The organism is Mucilaginibacter sp. (assembly GCF_028288185.1).
Lineage (GTDB): Bacteria > Bacteroidota > Bacteroidia > Sphingobacteriales > Sphingobacteriaceae > Mucilaginibacter.
Window position 1 is genome coordinate 60,231 of the sequence record NZ_JAQBOF010000007.1, and the last position, 16,566, is coordinate 76,796.

Sequence of the window (16,566 nt, forward strand, 5' to 3'; positions counted from 1 at the left end):
CCATGAAAAAACTAATTATCTCGGCGTTTGCTTTAGTAGCTATCGCGACTGCGCCAAACACTTATGCTCAAACCAAAATGGTTGGAGGCGCGGCAATGTATCCTACAAAAAATATAGTAGAGAATGCTGTAAACTCAAAAGATCATACCACTTTAGTTGCTGCTGTTAAAGCCGCAGGTTTGGTAGAAACATTAGAGTCGGCTGGCCCATTTACTGTGTTTGCGCCAACTAACGAAGCGTTTGACAAATTGCCTAAAGGCACGGTAGAAACTTTGGTGAAACCAGAGAACAAGGCAACCCTTACAAAAATACTAACGTATCATGTTGTGGCCGGCAAATTAAGTGCCGCCGACCTATGGGCAAAAGTTAAAGCCGGCAAAGCCGAATTAACTACTGTACAAGGTGGTAAACTATGGGTAAAAGTCCAAGGCAAAAAATTATACCTGGTTGATGAAAAAGGCGGCAAATCATGGATCACCATTGCCGATGTTAACCAAAGTAATGGCGTAATACATGTAATAAATACGGTATTAATGCCTAAATAGATAATTTATGGCTTTAGCGGTAAGCAGTTTGCTGGAGTTCGTTGGCAGAACTGGAAACCGCAGCCATAAATTACTTATATCTACCTATAAATGGAAAGCCCGGTTGCAAATGCACCGGGTTTTTTGTTATTCTTTTAAAATTCCCTCCCCTGGGAGGGGTGTGTTGGTTGTGAGGTGGCAGGGAGGGGTTTCGCAAATTTGCAATAATTAACCCCTTCCTCCCCCCTCTCAAGGGAAGGAATCGCACATGGCCCTTGCTTTTAAAACTACAAACTGACAGATCCTCAACAAAATATCAAAAACAAATAAGGCCCACTGCCGTATTTATGGTATTAATTAGTTTTTGCGCGTTAATTATTAGGGAAAATGGGTATTATTTTAACCCCTCTTGACAGGGTTGACAACATTAACAAAGACGATTTTATAAACAATTACTTAAAGCCGCGCAAGCCGCTGGTTATTCGCGATGCTACCCAAAGCTGGCCTGCGCTAAAAAAGTGGACCTTCGAGTATTTAAAAGAAACCGTTGGCGACCAAATTGTGCCGCTTTACGATAGCGCTAAAGCCGACCCGTCGAAAGCCATCAACGCATCGGCTGCCGAAATGAAGTTTGGCGACTACATAGACCTGATACAAAAAGAACCTACCGACCTGCGTATATTTTTGTTCGACCCGATAAAGCATGCGCCAAAGTTGCTGGACGATTACCGGCCGCCTACCGGCCTGATGGGTGGCTTTTTGGATAAATATCCTAATATGTTTTTCGGCGGTGCCGGATCAATTACCTTCCTGCATTTTGATATTGACCTGGCTCACATTTTCCATACCCATTTTAACGGGCGCAAGCGTGTTATTTTGTTTGATAATAAATGGAGCGAACGCCTTTACCAAATCCCGTTTGCTACTTATGCCTTAGAAGATTATGATATTGAAAATCCTGACTACATTAAATATCCCGCGCTAAACGGCGTTGAGGGCCAGGAGATTATACTAGAGCATGGCGATACCCTATTTATGCCTACCGGCTACTGGCATTGGATGAAATACCTGGACGGGTCGTTCTCCATATCACTGCGCGCATGGGATACCTCGTGGGCCATTAAAGCCAAAAGCCTGTACAACCTTACGATACAACGCAAGTTTGACGATATCATGAAACGTAATTTTAAAAGCCGTTATATGGATTGGAAAGAGAAGTTAGCGGTTAAGAGAGCGGATAAAGCGTTAGCGGAGGGGGAACCTCGTTAATGTTTTTTAAAATTGCAGGGACAAAACTATCGCAATGATGCCACTTAAACGCGTCGTAGCGCTCTAGGCCGCTAGGGCCCTTTACTTTTTGCTTGTCAGGGCGCGCGGCCGGGAGTTTGGCCTTGTGGGTGGCAACGATCGGCCTGACTTGATCTTTTGGTTACTTTTGGATCAAGCCAAAAGTAACAGCCTTAGCGGCAATTGAGCGTCACCAAGCGATAAGTACCTCTCCCCTGTCCAAAATCCCCTTCCCCAATCGTTATTAAAACAATTATCCAAAAAAACTGTATTTATTATAGCTTGTTAATCGATTGATTAATTTTATACATCTGTAAATCAACAACTTATAGAATTAACATAAAAATAATTTTATTTTAATCAATCGTTTGATTAACTTTGTGCTATTAAAAGATATGGATAAAGATAAAATAGACAAAAGAGACTATATTCTGGACGTTGCCGAGCGCGTGTTTTCAGAAAAAGGTTTTGACGGCGCATCTACCCGATTAATTTCAGGTGAGGCCGGTGTTAATATGGCTATGCTTAACTATTACTTTGGCTCGAAAGAGGGTCTGTTCCTGGAAATATTTGAACGCAAGATATCATCGTTCCAAAATATTTTACAAAACCTGGGTAATGACGAGAGCATGAACGCCTGGGAAAAGATGGAGCAATATATTGAAATGTATGGCGAGAAAATTGTTAACAATAACTGTTTCCAAAAACTATTATACCAGGAAATAGGGATGAACAGAAACAATGACCTGTCTAACAAATTGCGCGATTTATTGCTAAAGAACGTGACCGAGCTGGATAAAATATTGAACGAGGGAATTGCCAAAGGCGAGTTTAAAAAAGACATAGACATACCTATGGTGATAGCCACCCTTTATGGCACCAAAAATTATATTATTAATACACCCTTAATGTCATCACGCCTACTAGGTTATAATATACTGAATGATAAAATGATTGAGACTAAGTTAAAGCCGCAGATAAAAAGCTTTATGAAGAACCTATTAAAAGCATACTTACTGAACTAACATGAATATACATTTGAACACCTCACACAAACTACACCTTTACAAAATACCTGTTTTAGCTATTGCGCTCGCGTTATTATTGATGTCATTGGTATCTAAAAAAGCTTCGGCCCAGGATAGAACCATCACCTTAACCGAAGCCGTTAAACTAGGGCTGGATAACAGCAAGGTGTTAAGGCTATCGCAGTCAAAAATTGACCAGGCGATATCACAATATAACCAAACTAAGGATAAGGCGTTACCAAGCGGGAACGTAAGCTTTGCTTATAACCGTGCCGAGATACCTTACAACACTTTAGCTTTTGGCAGCAGCAATATCCACCTGCCTAAAAATGCTAACGCTTACTTAGGCATAGCATCATTAAGCGAAACCATTTTTGCAGGCGGTAAATACAAGTATGCGCAGGAGTCTACCCAGATATTAACCAGCATATCAAGGTTAGATGCTGAGAAAGACAAGGATCAGATCACTTACGAGATCATAAGCGAGTACTATAACCTGTATAAAGTACTGCAAAGCAAAAAAGTGGTAGACCAGAATTTGGAAACCATTGACGCGCAGATACACCAGTCGCAACGTTTTTTTGACCAGGGATTAGTTACCAAAAATGATGTTTTACGTTTCCAGTTACAACGCGCTAATGTTGAGTTAACCGGCATCGACCTGGAAAGTAATCGCAAAATAATTAACTATAACCTGGACATTCTTTTAGGCTTGCCTGAAACTACCAGGTTAAGCATCGCACAGATCAATGAAGCAAACCAAAATTTAAGCGCGCTTAGTAATTATATTGATACCGCGGTGAGTTATCGCCAGGAGCTTAAACAGCTTGACCTGCGTAATAAGTATGCCGAAACAAATATTAAAACCATTAACGCCAATACTACGCCAACTGTAGCAGCATCGGCAGGTGCTTATTATTTGGATGCCAGCGGCAACCCGCTGCCAAGGTCAGGCAATTTTGTTACTCCTATAACTGTAGGTGTAACCGCAGCCTGGAACTTTGGCGCTTTATGGACCAATAAAAACAAATTGGCCGAGGCAAGGATACAACGCGATGAAGTAGCTATTAACAAAAACATCACTTTAGATAATATCAAAAACGAGATCAACCAAAACTATCAGAATTACCTGACGGCTTTAAACAAGATCAAGCTTTTACAAACATCTATAGAGCAAGCCGGCGAAAATAACAACATACTAGCATCAAAATACAAAAGCAACATCGCGTCGGCAACAGATAAGGCAGATGCAGAAACATTACTATACCAGGCGCAAATAAACTTAGAATTAGCTAAAGCTGATGCAGGACTGGCTTATTATACATTATTAAAATCAACCGGAAAACTTAACAAATAATACAACACAAAATGGCAAAGCAAGACACTAACGAAAACACACCCAAAAAACCGAACAGAGTATTACCTATAATTTTAGGGCTTGTACTTTTAGGTGGCGCTTTTTTCGGAATAAAAGAATATATATACTACGGTAAACACGTTGATACAGACGATGCACAAGTTGATGGCGATATAAGCCCGGTTGTTGCACGCGTTGGCGGATATGTTGACAGCATTTTCTTTGAAGAAAACATACACGTTAACAAAGACCAGGTACTGGTAAAAATTGATCCGCGAGATTACAAGGTAAAATTAGAGCAGGCACAAGCCGCGCAAGTTGGCGCAAGCGCCGGCGTTAATGTTGGCCAATCACAGATCTTTACTACTGCTTCAAACTCGGCAGTTGCTAAGGCAGGTGTGGTATCTGCCCAGGCCCGTTTAGATAAGGTGAATAAAGACTACCAACGTTTTGCAAACCTGATAAAAGATGGCTCAATAACCCAGCAACAGTTTGACCAGGCAAAATCTGATCTGGAAGTTGCACAAGCAAACTTAAACGCCGCGCAAGATCAATACAAAGCAGCTGTACAACAAATTGGTACTACACGTAATGAGTTAAAGGTTACCAATACCGGTGTTAGCCAGAAACAGGTTGATGTTGATTATGCCAAATTACAATTAAGCTATACAAATGTTAAAGCTCCTGCAAGTGGTATCGCGTCAAAAAAGAATGTGCAATTGGGGCAGTTGGTACAAGCAGGTCAAACACTATTCTCCATAGTGAATGATAACAGCTTGTTTATTACCGCCAACTTTAAAGAAACCCAGTTAGAAAAAATACACAACGGCTTAAAGGTTAATATTGAAACCGATGCTTACCCTGATCTTAAAATTGAGGGAACAGTTTACAACTTCGCTCCCGCTACGGGCGCTAAGTTCTCTTTATTACCTCCGGATAACGCAACCGGTAACTATGTAAAAGTGGTACAACGTATCCCTGTTAAAATAAAATTAAACGCGTCAAAAGATGTTTTGGATAAACTGCGCCCGGGTATGAGCGTGAACGTATCTGTTATTACTAAAGACTAATTATAATGGCTGAAACTGGCTTTAAAAAATGGATCATTACTATTACGGTTATCGTGGCTTCGCTTTTGGAGCTAATTGATACCACGATAGTAAACGTATCCTTACCGGTTATCCAGGGCAATCTGGGTGCCACCCTTGAGGATGTTGCCTGGGTGGTTACCGGTTACGCGGTGGCTAACGTAATCATACTCCCCATGTCGGGATGGTTAGGCAGTCGCTTTGGACGTAAACAATACTTTATAACATCAATTATCGTATTTACCATTGCCTCGTTTTTATGCGGTAATGCCACCAGTTTAGATGAGTTGGTAATATTCAGGATACTACAGGGTATAGCGGGTGGTGGTTTAATATCAACATCGCAGGCTATACTGGTTGAAACCTGGCCGCGCGAGCAAATAGGTACAGCTACTGCCCTGTTTGGTTTAGGCGCGGTTGTGGGCCCTACACTGGGTCCAACCATAGGTGGTTATATTACCGATCACTTCTCATGGCGCTGGATATTTTATGTAAACATCCCCGTAGGTGCGCTGGCAGCATTTTGTGCCTACACCTTTATTAACGAAACACCCAAGGAAGCCAAAGGGCGACCCGTGGACTGGTGGGGCATTGCACTACTAGCCATAGCTGTGGGCAGTTTACAAACTATATTAGAAAAAGGTGAATCGGAAGATTGGTTTGCCAGGACATACATACTGGTATTAACCGTTACGGCTGTACTAGGAGTTATCCTGTTTATATGGCGCGAAATGAGTATAGAGCACCCTATAGTTAACTTTGGCATACTCCGGCATCGAAGTTTCGCGGTGGGTATGTTTACTTCGTTTGTATTAGGGTTTGGTTTATACGGCACTGTGTTTGTGTTCCCGGTATTTTGCCAGAACCTGTTGGGCTTTTCGGCTCAGCAAACGGGCGAACTGTTATTCCCCGGAGGTTTATGTACTATTGTTATGATGCCCTTTATAGGCAAGATGCTTAATAAGGGTATCCCGGCGCAATTTATGGCAACTGCAGGTATGTTTTTGTTCTTTGTGTTTACAACGATGCTAAGTAACTCAACCCTCGGCACCGGGCAAAAGGACGTATTGGTGCCTTTACTGATAAGAGGTGTTGGTATGGCGCTGTTATTTGTACCATTAACTACATTAGCTATTGCCGATTTGAAAGGGCCTGAACTTGGCCAGGGTACCGGTTTAAATAATATGATGCGACAGTTAGGCGGCTCTTTTGGTATTGCCGTGTTAACTACCATCATCCATATACGGACGGGTTTCCATAGAAGCAACCTGTTAAGCAATATCAACCCGTATAATAACGCGTTTACCGAAAGACTACACATGATAGAACAGAGTTTTATTGCCAAAGGCAGATCCGCGTCTGACGCGCTGCACATGGCTTACTCGGCAATTGAGGGTGCTGTAACCAAGCAATCGTTATTATTGACTTATGATGATGCTTATTATCTATCGGGCCTGGTGATGCTATTCTCTATACCGTTGCTGTACTTACAACCGTTTAAAAAGAATGTTAAAGTGCCAACAGATGTGCACTAAATAATAAAAGCCGTTCCCCTATGAAAGGAACGGCTTTTTACAAAAAAAATTAACAATTTGGGTATTGTGTCCTCGATAGCCGCTTTCCTCACAAAAAAAGTATCCTCGCAGGACTTGTTTAAATCTTAGGCATAAAATTAAAAGTTTTTAATTAACAAATCCTATTTTTATTACCTTAAATGAAATTATTTTCATTTTGTTAAAAATTTGGGGGATAATTCTCTTCAAATTACAAATCACCTAACAGTCCCGACAATATCAGGGCTGTTTTTTTATATTTGAGCAATGGGAATTATACACGCGCTGCAAACCTGGTGGCAACAACAATCATTGTTAGAAGTTATCGGCGTTATAACCGGATTATTGTGTGTATATCTTGCTGCCAAAAACATTATCTGGAACTGGCCCTTCGCCATCATCAGCGTGGTTATTTACATCTTTATTTTTTTCGATAGCCACCTCTTTGCCGATATGGGGCTGCAGGTTTATTTTTTAATAATGAATATTTACGGCTGGTATTATTGGAGCAAAAAACCTGCATCCGAAGAAAAAACACCTGTAATGCGCATTAAAAAAACAGAGGTAATGTTATCTATCATCGCTATTATAATTTTTACATTTTTGCTGGGGACTTTTTTATTAAATCATACATCGGCATCCTTTCCTTTTGTGGATAGTTTTTGTACGGCGTGTAGCCTGGTAGCACAAATATTCCTGGCCAGAAAAGTATTAGAGAACTGGCTGATATGGATTTTTGTTGATATAATTTATGTAGGTGTTTATATATTTAAAGGCCTGCACCTTACCGCTGCAATGTATGCCATATATGTAGGTATAGCTTTAATGGGGTATATTGATTGGAAAAGGGACTGGAAAAAGCAGGTAGCTTAGGTATCGGATTTCGTATGTTCGATTTCGGATTTATTTAAATTGTAAATTAGCAATGATTTATTTGTAATTATTAAATGCCAAAATCCGAAATCGAACATTCGACATCCGAAATAAGAAAGATCGCCATTGTAGGTCCCGAATCAACGGGAAAATCAACCATGTCTATTTATTTGGCCGAATATTACCATACCGTTTGGGTACCCGAATACGCCCGCGGCTATTGCGAAAAACTAACCGATACCCCCACCTGGCAAGATGAGATCAATATGTTTCACGGGCAAATAGCTCTTGAAAAGGAACTACTGCCTAAAGCCAACGGGATATTAATTTGCGATACTACTTTTATCACCGTAAAGATCTGGAGTGATGAGATATTTGGCAAAGCCCCCCAGGAAGTGCTGGACGAATTACCCAATCATCATTACGACTTGTACCTGCTTTTAAACATTGACCTGCCCTGGCAGGATGACCCCCTGCGCGATTTCCCCCACATGCGCGAACATTTTATGAATGTATGGTATAAAGAGCTAAATGCTTTAAATGCCAATTATGTGGTTATTAGCGGTACAGGGCAGGATAGGTATGATAGCGCGGTTGTGGCGATTGATAATTTTTTAGTGGGCAGTGTTTAGTGCAGTGGGCAGGTTTATTAAATTAAATCAAAATCCCATTAATCCTATAATCAGGTAATCGAGGTTCAGACAATCCGCGTTAGTGATCGAAGCGGATACCGGCCTGTGAATAAGGCCTTGTGTAGTATGAGCGAACAGCACGGGCCGCAGGCAACGCCCTAATTATAATATAATGGCCTCTTTACTTCTTATCCCCAAATAATCTTTTACTTATCTTTAGATATAGATAACCCACACTTAAAGATTCAATTATACTTAAATTCATATTATTTTCATAATTATTTCACTTTGATGCAACATTCAAAAAAAGTCGTTGTCATATAACCCGAAAGCTGTAAAACTTGGAGACCTTATTCATAGACAAACATTACAACTTAGTAGTTGAATGTAAGCAGGGCAGTAAGAAAGCCTGCTATGAGTTGTACAAATTATATTCTAAAGCGATGTTGAACATCGCCTTTAGGATTGTGGGTAACGTTGCCGAGGCCGAGGATGTTTTACAGGAAGCTTTTTTAGATGCATTTAAACGCCTACCAGATTTCAGGCAGGAAACCACTTTTGGTTTATGGCTTAAACAAATAGTAGTAAGCCGCTCCATTAATTTATTGAGAAAGCGAAAAGTAGAGCTGGTTGAGTTAGGCGAGGATGTAGATAACATAATTGACGAGGAGCAGGATGATGACGAAGAAATTCAATATAAAGTAACCCAGGTAAAACAGGCCATGAACGAGCTGCCCGAGGGTTACAAACAGGTAATATCATTATACCTTATTGAAGGTTATGATCATGAAGAAATAGGGCAAATATTAAACATTACAGAAAACACATCAAGAACACAATTTTTAAGGGCTAAAAGAAAGCTGAGCGAGATTTTAAACAGGAAAGGGATAACACAATGAGTAAGCGATTAGAGGATTTTATAAAGAATAACAGGGAAGAATTTGATGACCTGGAACCACGGGCAAATTTGTGGAGCAGGATAGAAACAGAATTACCACAACAATTTGCAGCACAAAAGCATGAGGCTAAAACATTTTCGTTAGGGTTTGTACTGCGGGTTGCCGCTATAGTAATTGCAGTAATGGGGATAAGTTTTTTCACCTACCTGCATAACCAAAGATCTACACAAGTTAACCTGGCCGCTATTAACCCCGAGTATGCTAAACAACAAGTGCAGTATGCATCATTAATAGCCAGCAAACGTACCGAGATAAAAAGCATTGCAAAAACGGACCCCCAACTTTATAATGAGTTTACGGCCGAGATTGCTAAAATGGATTCGACCTATAGAAAATTAAATAAAGACTTAATTACCAGCCCTAATCAGGAAGCTGTTTTACGTGCAATGATCCGGAACTTGCAGGTGCAAACAGAGGTACTTAATCAACAACTTAATGTAATTGAACAATTTAATGAATTTAAAAATCAACGAAATAATGAAATTAAAAATATATAGTATCGCACTATTAAGCCTGGTGGCCTGCACTTTTGCCAATGCGCAAACTGTTGCACCGGTACCGGCAACACCAGCCATTCCGGCTATACCGGCAGCCCCGGAGACTAACGTTTATAGCGGACAAAATCACGAACCACATGTTTATGTTGTAGCACCGGGGGCAGCTTATGCTACCGCACCTAATGTTTTGATCTACGGATCGCAAGACACGGTTTACCGCAACAAAATGCGCAAACTGCAAGAACAATCTCGCGCCCTAAACAAAGAAATGGCCGAGCTTAGCCGTGAGGAAAGCAAAAAAAATGGCGCAGCTATGCAGGAGCGAATGGCCACTCTACGTAAAACAGTAGGTATTAGGTTCGACTCGACATTTAACAGGAACTTTGCCAGGAGTTTCTCAAACAATATGCATTTCAATTTTGATTCGGACGTTAACCTGGCTAAACAAGTAGCCAGCGGCGATGTAAAAGAAAAAAGCAAAACCTTTACCAAAAGCTACCCGGTTGATGCTAACGACAAATTACAGATTGATAACCGTTATGGAAAAATTGTAGTAAACACCTGGAACAAAAACGAGGTTAAAGTTGATGTAGATATTAAAGCCTACGCTAACGAAGATGCTGACGCGCAAAAACTACTTGACCAAACTACTATCACCAGCAATAAAGAAAGTAATGTTGTAAATTTTACAACTGCTATTGAACGCTCAGAAAATTCATGGTGGGGAAGCATGTCGCAGAACGGTAAGCTAACTAAAATTCGCAAAGTAATTATTAATTATACCGTATATATGCCTGCTAAGAGTGCATTAACCATTACCAACAGGTATGGCGGCATTACTCTGCCTGATATGTCTGGTAAATTAAATATCACTAACTCGTACGGTGGCCTGGTAGCTAAAGCATTAACCAATGCCGACAATGTGATAGTAGTGAAATACGGAAACGCCAGCATTGGCAGCCTTACCAATAGCGATTTAAATGTATCATACGGCAGCCTTGATTTAGAGTCGGCAGATAACCTGAATGCTACTTTAAGCTATAGTCCTGCAAAAATTGGCAAACTAAGCACATCAGGTACGTTCACCGTACATTATGGCAATGGTTTAGAAATTGGCGATGTAGGTAAAAACATTAAATCATTATCTATCAATGCATCATACGCACCTATAAAATTAGGGTCGTTAAATGATGCCGATTTTGATGTGACTGTACATTATGGCGATTTCTTGTACGGTAACGCCACAAGCGTTACCAGCAAAACACCTGATAATACAAGAGGCTATACCTCAACAAAAAATTATAAAGGCCACGTAGGTAAAGGCAATAATGATAAAGTTATTACCGTAAAATCAAATTATAGTTCTGTTAAGTTTAATTAGTATTAGAGATTAAAGGCAAGAGCCAAGAATCAAGAGCCAAGAATCAAGAGTGTAATCACTCTCAGGTCCTTGGCTCTTTTTTATAGTAATGCTCTTACTCCAACAACAATATTATCTTATCTCTTGATTTTTGCCTCTTGACTCTCTCTAAAACACCCTGCACAACAACCCCTTCAAATACTCTCCCTCGGGGAAAGATGACCTTACGGGATGATCTTCGGGTTGACAAAACTGGTAGATAAATTGCACTTGTTTACCGGCATCTAAGGCCGCCCATGCGATTACCTGCTTAAATGTTTCCATATTCATGGCGCCAGAGCACGAATAAGTAGCCAGGAGGCCACCATTATTCAATAATAACATTGCCAACCTGTTTAGATCTTTATACGCCCTTGAGGCTCTATCCAGCGCCGAGCGCGATGGCGCGTATTTTGGCGGATCAAGCACGATGATATCAAACAGCTCCCCTTCTTCTCTAAAAACCCGCAATTGCTTGTTTACGTCAGATTGTACAGTAGTATGCTTTTTAGTATCCAGTTTATTTAACAGGATATTCTCCTTTAAAGTTTCAATGGCCAAAGCCGAGCTATCTACACTGGTAACAGATGCCGCGCCGTTATGTAATGCATTTAACGTAAAGCCGCCTGTATAGCTAAAGCAATCCAACACTTTTTTATTTTTTGTGTGGGATGCTACTATTTTTCGATTATCGCGTTGGTCACAATAAAAGCCTGACTTTTGGCCTTCGGCAATATTGATGTTATAGATGATATTATTCTCTTTTACTTCTACAGATTCGGGCGGGTTATCACCAAACAACACTACGTTATCGGTTTCCAGGCCTTCGTGTTGTCTTGATGAGGCATCGCTTTTATCAAAAATACTTGTTGGTTTAAGCAAGCGCCTTAACTCGTCAATAATAACCGGCATCATTTTTTCAATGCCTGATGTTAGCACCTGTACCGCTAAATGATCAGCATATTTATCAACTATTAATCCGGGCAGATAGTCCGATTCGCTGAATATTAAACGGCAGGTATTGGTAATACCGGTGCTTAACAGCTCACTGCGGCCTGCTACTGCAACCGCTACTTTGTTACGGAACCAATCCTCATCAACCGTAATTTGCTCATCCCACTCCAATAAACGCAAAGCCACACGCGACTGATCATTATAAAATCCATAGGCCATAAAATCGCCTTTGGCATTTATAAGGCGTACAATATCACCATTGGCGGGTTTGACTTTAACATTCTCTATCGCACCCGAAAAAACCCAGGGATGGCGATGAAGCACAGCTTTTTCTTTACCCTTTTTTAATACAATATCAATCATGGGTGCAAATGTAATAATACATGGGTTAATAAATAACCGGCATCAAAAGCACCGGAAACAACAAGGAAGCCCTAACAACACGCAAACTAAAAACAATGTACTTATTACAACAAAGGCAATTCTACCACTTGTTATATCTGATTAGTTAACTATATGTTACTATTCATTAAAATTCATTTATACCGGTAAACTTCAAAACATTTATAAAAAATCCAATGTTAACTAAAGCGAACATAAATTTACCAACATGAAAAAAAATCTCTTTTTGATTGCGCTCTTCGCACTCCTAATTTCGGCCTGCAACAAACAAATAGATAACATACAGCCGATAGCTTTAACTAATGACTTGAAAACTTCATTACTGTCATCATCTTCAATTAGGCTTGATACAATTAAACAATGCACCCTTAATCAAGGTGCCAATCCATATTATTACATAACAGCTTTTACATACGTTGGCAAGTTGCTTCAAAGCTCAAATTCTAATAATCTACAGAAAATCCCTGGCCCTGGTGGTGTGCCTCTTTATTACGGAACAAGTGTACGTACTTATTTTTATTACTATAATAACAATGACCAGCTTACCAACACATTCATCTCCCCAATTCATGATGGTCCGGTCGCTCCCGAACAGCTTGAGAGCTCAAAGGTCACTTATGCGGACGGTCATATTGCTACTATTGAGTTTTTCAGGCAGCATGGCATATCTTGTAAAAAGTTTTTCCTTACTTACTCCAAAGATCAACTTACCGAAATCTATGAACCAAATACCGTTAAAATCAATTATGAGTACGATGCTAAAGGTAACAATACCAAAGAAATTTACCAGCTGTTTATAAATGGAGCACCTATTCAGAATGCAGTAATCACCGAAATAAGCACTTTTGATGATAAGGCCAATTTTCAAAAAGCGTTACCATTGTGGGTGTACTTTAAATGCTATGATTTAGCAAACATCGGCAAACCAGACATCGGGCTTGATTTTACTGTGCTTCAAAAAGGGTTTACTAATACACCAGGTGCTAACAATCCTTTAACACTTAGCACTAATGGTACTCAGTCAGCCTTTACCTACAAGTATTATGATAATAATTACCCTTTTGAAATTAATGATTCGCAATACATTTGGCATTACAGCTATACTACTGTACAGTAAACAGATTAGCCTGCTGCGTTTATTGGTTACATATTTTTAACATGGTTGGCCCAAACCGATGAGCATACCATAAAATCCATCTCACAAAAAAACCCGGCTTGCGGCCGGGTTTTTTACTATATAATCACTATAATTAATTTAAAACAAACCTGTTGGTAAAGCTACGGCCGTCAACATCGCGGCCTGTTATAATTAGCTGTCCATCTCTTATACTGGTTATTGCTTTGTCAATATCGGCAACGCTATTTATAGGTTGTCTGTTAATCTCTGTTATTACTGAACCTACAGGTATATCTAAATCAGAAAACATACCGCCCTCGCGCACCTGCGTTACTACAACTCCGCTGTTTACATGGAATTTGTTTTTTTGTGCCTGTGTTACCGGCATAAAGCTAGCACCCATTTTGTTATATAACTCTGTTGCCGAGCGATTGTTAACCGCCGTACGTACTACAGGAGTTTCAGCTTTAAGCATTACGGTAAAATTTTTCTCTGATCCGCCGCGCGAAACAGTAAGGTTAATTTTATCGCCCGGCTGTAAACGGGCCACACGTTCCTGCAAGTCAGACGACTCATAAACGGTAACACCTTCAACCTTGGTAATAATATCGCCTTCTTTTAAACCGGCAGCTTCGCCACCGCCACCAGGCACTATGCTTCTAATGTATAAACCATTGGTCTTATCGGTTTTTAAATCAGGGCTCGAACCAACCTCATTCAAATCAACAAAGCTAACACCTATTAAACCGCGTTTTACAGCGCCATATTTTTTAATATCGTTTAATACTTTTTTAGCCAAATTAATTGGGATAGCAAAGCCATAACCTTCGTATGATCCGGTATGTGAGGCAATAGCCGAGTTAATACCAATCAGCTCGCCTTTAGTGTTTACCAACGCGCCGCCGCTGTTGCCTGGGTTAATAGCGGCATCGGTTTGTATAAACGACTCAATACCTGTTTTAACTTTAGGTTCTTGCGAACGTCTGCTGGTTGGGCCAAACGGATTTTCGTCCTGGCTATCATCCTCCTGGCCAATAATACCAATACCACGGCCTTTAGCGCTAACAATACCTGCTGTAACGGTTGATGTTAAGTTAAACGGATTACCAACTGCTAATACCCACTCGCCTACCTTTGCATCGTCAGAGTTACCTAGTTTTACAATAGGCAGGTCTGTGGCGTCTATCTTAATTAAAGCAAGATCGGTATTTGGGTCTGTACCAATTACTTTAGCGGTAAAGTGGCGGTGATCATTAGTAGTGATATCAATCTTATCAGCTTTTGCTACAACATGGTTGTTAGTCACAATATAGCCGTCAGGCGATATAATTACACCCGATCCTGATGCCATTTGCGGGGCCATTTGGCGCGGCGTACCACGCTGGCCAAACATATCGCCAAACATTTGTTGCAAACGATCTTGCTGTGAGTTTTGTGCAGTATTTGAATAAGTGGTTTTAATATAAACTACCGCCGGTGTAACCGCGGCTGCAGCCTGCGTAAAATCAACCTCACCTGCTGACGATGTAATACCTGACGATAAATGATTACTTGCAAAGTAAACATTTTGCTTATCGTCAAAACTCATGTTATCAGCATACTTCTTTTCGATCACTTTGTAAGTACCAAGCGCCATAGCACCGCCTACAAAAGCCGTTAATAATGTTAAACCAATTCTTTTCATGTTATTAATCTTTATAATTCTGTTTGTTATACTTATTTTTGTATTTCAAATTTAATACCATATAGACGGTAAATGCAACCATAAGTTATACGGTTTTGTGTTAAAAAATGTTAAATTTAAACTAAGGACCTATTTTGTTGTTTTGGCCCCGCGTTTTGAAACTATAAGCCCCCTCTAAATCTCCCCCGGTAGGGGAGACTTTTGGGAGCGTTTTATCTTTAGTGTTATATTTTAAAGCCCTCCCTACCGGGGAGGGTTTGGGTGGGGCTTGTTAATAATATACTGTGAAACTACATTTCTATAAATACCAGGGTGCAGGCAATGATTTTATTTTGGTTGATAACCGCGAAAATGCTGTAAATCATCACAATGTAAAACTGATTGCTCATTTATGCGATCGCCGTTTTGGTATCGGTGGCGATGGTATTATGTTTTTACAGAATAAAGAAGGCTTTGATTTTGAGATGGTATATTACAATGCCGATGGCCAGCCAAGCAGCATGTGCGGCAACGGCGGGCGCTGCATTGTGGCCTTTGCCAAATTCCTGGGCATCATCAACACCGAGACGGATTTTTTGGCAGTTGACGGCCCGCATCATGCCAAAATTTCAGAAACCGACGATTGGGTGAGCCTGCAAATGATAGATGTTGATACTATTACCAACGATGCTGACGCTTATGTATTAAACACCGGCTCGCCGCATTATGTTGCTCTGGCTAATGACCTGGCTAACAAAGATGTTTATACTGAAGGCTACGCCATACGCAACAATGAAACTTATCATGCAAACGGCATCAACGTAAATTTTGTTGAGCCAAAAGCCAACGGTTATTTTGTGCGAACCTTTGAGCGTGGCGTAGAAGACGAAACCTATGCCTGCGGAACAGGTGTTACTGCCGTTGCTCTGGCCATGGCCAAACACAACCACCAAACCGGCAGCATAGAAACACCCATAAAAGTTTTAGGCGGCGATTTGAATATCCGCTTTAATTATGATGGCATCAGCTTCACCAAGATCTTTTTAGAAGGACCTGCTGTGCAGGTTTTTGAGGGGGAAGTGGAGATATAAATCGTGCAGGTGGCTCTTGCACAAATTCAGAGCAACTAAATACAAAGATGCTGTTTCCTAAAAATTTTTCAGAGGCATAGCCTCGGCCAATGTTGGTAGCAACGGGTTTCAACCCGTTGAATTTAAATCACGAATTAGTCAA

15 protein-coding genes are annotated in these 16,566 nt (G+C 40.5%); 13 read left to right on the forward strand and 2 right to left on the reverse strand.

The genetic code is table 11. The features are described from left to right. Positions 1–2: 2 nt before the first annotated feature. The 11 genes from JWQ34_RS02460 to JWQ34_RS02510 all read left to right on the forward strand — a co-directional run bounded on the left by JWQ34_RS02460 (position 3) and on the right by JWQ34_RS02510 (position 11,179). Positions 3–545: a fasciclin domain-containing protein gene (locus JWQ34_RS02460; RefSeq protein ID WP_299353394.1), complete on the forward strand. Its 543-nt coding sequence runs from the start codon at positions 3–5 to the stop codon at positions 543–545. A 366-nt stretch (positions 546–911) separates the two neighbouring features. After that, positions 912–1,793 carry a cupin-like domain-containing protein gene (locus JWQ34_RS02465; RefSeq protein WP_299353396.1) on the forward strand — a complete coding sequence of 294 codons (882 nt, stop codon included), beginning with the start codon at positions 912–914 and terminating at the stop codon, positions 1,791–1,793. Positions 1,794–2,206: 413 nt separating this feature from the next. Continuing rightward, entirely contained in the window at positions 2,207–2,836 is a 630-nt protein-coding gene (locus tag JWQ34_RS02470) for a TetR/AcrR family transcriptional regulator (RefSeq protein ID WP_299353399.1), read from the forward strand. Position 2,837: 1 nt separating this feature from the next. Next, positions 2,838–4,196, forward strand: coding sequence for a TolC family protein (locus JWQ34_RS02475; protein ID WP_299353402.1), 1,359 nt, complete (start codon positions 2,838–2,840; stop codon positions 4,194–4,196). An 11-nt stretch (positions 4,197–4,207) separates the two neighbouring features. Beyond that, positions 4,208–5,266: an HlyD family secretion protein gene (locus tag JWQ34_RS02480; protein ID WP_299353405.1), complete on the forward strand. Its 1,059-nt coding sequence runs from the start codon at positions 4,208–4,210 to the stop codon at positions 5,264–5,266. 5 nt (positions 5,267–5,271) lie between these two features. Then, entirely contained in the window at positions 5,272–6,819 is a 1,548-nt protein-coding gene (locus tag JWQ34_RS02485; RefSeq protein ID WP_299353408.1) for a DHA2 family efflux MFS transporter permease subunit, read from the forward strand. A 285-nt stretch (positions 6,820–7,104) separates the two neighbouring features. Continuing rightward, on the forward strand, positions 7,105–7,710 hold the full coding sequence (pnuC, locus tag JWQ34_RS02490; protein ID WP_299353410.1) for a nicotinamide riboside transporter PnuC: 606 nt from the start codon (positions 7,105–7,107) through the stop codon (positions 7,708–7,710). A gap of 74 nt (positions 7,711–7,784) precedes the next feature. Next, positions 7,785–8,342: an ATP-binding protein gene (locus JWQ34_RS02495; RefSeq protein ID WP_299353412.1), complete on the forward strand. Its 558-nt coding sequence runs from the start codon at positions 7,785–7,787 to the stop codon at positions 8,340–8,342. Positions 8,343–8,683: 341 nt separating this feature from the next. Then, positions 8,684–9,241, forward strand: coding sequence for an RNA polymerase sigma factor (locus tag JWQ34_RS02500; protein WP_299353415.1), 558 nt, complete (start codon positions 8,684–8,686; stop codon positions 9,239–9,241). Then, positions 9,238–9,798 carry a hypothetical protein gene (locus tag JWQ34_RS02505; RefSeq protein ID WP_299353418.1) on the forward strand — a complete coding sequence of 187 codons (561 nt, stop codon included), beginning with the start codon at positions 9,238–9,240 and terminating at the stop codon, positions 9,796–9,798. Before JWQ34_RS02500 ends, JWQ34_RS02505 begins: the two co-directional genes overlap by 4 nt. Continuing rightward, positions 9,779–11,179 (forward strand): hypothetical protein, encoded by a 1,401-nt coding sequence (locus tag JWQ34_RS02510; protein WP_299353421.1) that lies wholly within the window; start codon positions 9,779–9,781, stop codon positions 11,177–11,179. Before JWQ34_RS02505 ends, JWQ34_RS02510 begins: the two co-directional genes overlap by 20 nt. Before the next feature lie 147 nt (positions 11,180–11,326). On the opposite strand, the gene JWQ34_RS02515 is transcribed toward JWQ34_RS02510, so the two are convergent. Continuing rightward, positions 11,327–12,514 (reverse strand): class I SAM-dependent rRNA methyltransferase, encoded by a 1,188-nt coding sequence (locus JWQ34_RS02515; RefSeq protein WP_299353424.1) that lies wholly within the window; start codon positions 12,512–12,514, stop codon positions 11,327–11,329. Positions 12,515–12,761: 247 nt separating this feature from the next. On the opposite strand from JWQ34_RS02515, the gene JWQ34_RS02520 reads away from it, so the two are divergent. After that, positions 12,762–13,670 carry a hypothetical protein gene (locus JWQ34_RS02520; RefSeq protein ID WP_299353427.1) on the forward strand — a complete coding sequence of 303 codons (909 nt, stop codon included), beginning with the start codon at positions 12,762–12,764 and terminating at the stop codon, positions 13,668–13,670. A 133-nt stretch (positions 13,671–13,803) separates the two neighbouring features. Here JWQ34_RS02520 and JWQ34_RS02525 read toward each other — a convergent pair whose 3' ends face one another. Continuing rightward, positions 13,804–15,354: a Do family serine endopeptidase gene (locus JWQ34_RS02525; protein ID WP_299353430.1), complete on the reverse strand. Its 1,551-nt coding sequence runs from the start codon at positions 15,352–15,354 to the stop codon at positions 13,804–13,806. A 284-nt stretch (positions 15,355–15,638) separates the two neighbouring features. Here JWQ34_RS02525 and dapF point away from each other — a divergent pair, with 284 nt between their 5' ends. Continuing rightward, on the forward strand, positions 15,639–16,424 hold the full coding sequence (dapF, locus tag JWQ34_RS02530; protein ID WP_299353433.1) for a diaminopimelate epimerase: 786 nt from the start codon (positions 15,639–15,641) through the stop codon (positions 16,422–16,424). The last annotated feature ends 142 nt before the right edge of the window (positions 16,425–16,566 follow it).